This is a genomic window from Roseomonas sp. GC11, assembly GCF_024437745.1.
Taxonomy (GTDB): domain Bacteria; phylum Pseudomonadota; class Alphaproteobacteria; order Acetobacterales; family Acetobacteraceae; genus Pseudoroseomonas.
Genome location: NZ_JANFNY010000205.1, coordinates 1 through 660 on the forward strand (window position 1 = coordinate 1; position 660 = coordinate 660).

A 660-nucleotide genomic window follows, 5' to 3' on the forward strand; every position below is an offset into this window, starting at 1 on the left:
TGGTGTGGGGAATGAAACCGGGGGCGAACTCTCTCTGGGGGACGGGATGCCTCATCACCAGCCAGCTCAGATCCTATCGCTGTTGCCCGATCAACGGTTCGGCCTTGGAGGGCACCCTCAGGCAAGGCGTAGACCGCGCTCTCCTTGAGTTCCGGGATAATTTCCGGATATGATGCCGGAAATTATCCAGAGGCACCCCATGCCTGGCAAGTCCACCGCCAAGCCTCTCTCTGCCGTTGCCGAGCATCGGCGCCGCCTGCGCAGCCGCGGCTTACAGCGCGTTGAGGTGCAAGTCCGCAGCGAGGATGTGTCACTTGTCCGGGCCGTGGCAGCCGCGCTGGCCGACCCCCACCATGCCAGCGAGGCGCGCGCTCTGCTCCGTCGTCGCTTCGGGCCGGAGCCCAAGCGCAGCCTGAAAGAGTTGCTTGCCGCAGCACCGCTGGACGACATCGACCTCACGCGGCCCCACGATACCGGACGTGGGATTGATCTGTGACCTGGCTCGTCGATACCAATATCATCTCAGAGATCCGCAAGAAATCACGCTGCCATCCTGGCGTTGCCGCATGGTGGGCCAGTGTCGAGGAGCGAGATCTTTTCCTGAGCGTGCTGACACTCGGGGAAATTCGCCGTGGCATCGAAGGGGTACGCCCCCGAGAT

At 63.2% G+C, this 660-nt stretch carries 1 protein-coding gene; it reads left to right on the top strand.

The window, feature by feature from the left end; genetic code table 11:
• Positions 1-169: 169 nt before the first annotated feature.
• Positions 170-496 carry a hypothetical protein gene (locus tag NON00_RS24640; RefSeq protein WP_256025440.1) on the top strand — a complete coding sequence of 109 codons (327 nt, stop codon included), beginning with the start codon at positions 170-172 and terminating at the stop codon, positions 494-496.
• The last annotated feature ends 164 nt before the right edge of the window (positions 497-660 follow it).

What these genes read in the sequence shown, in the direction of transcription:
- NON00_RS24640 (WP_256025440.1), top strand. Translation starts at nt 170, where the DNA reads ATGATGCCGGAAATTATCCAGAGGCACCCCATGCCTGGCAAGTCCACC.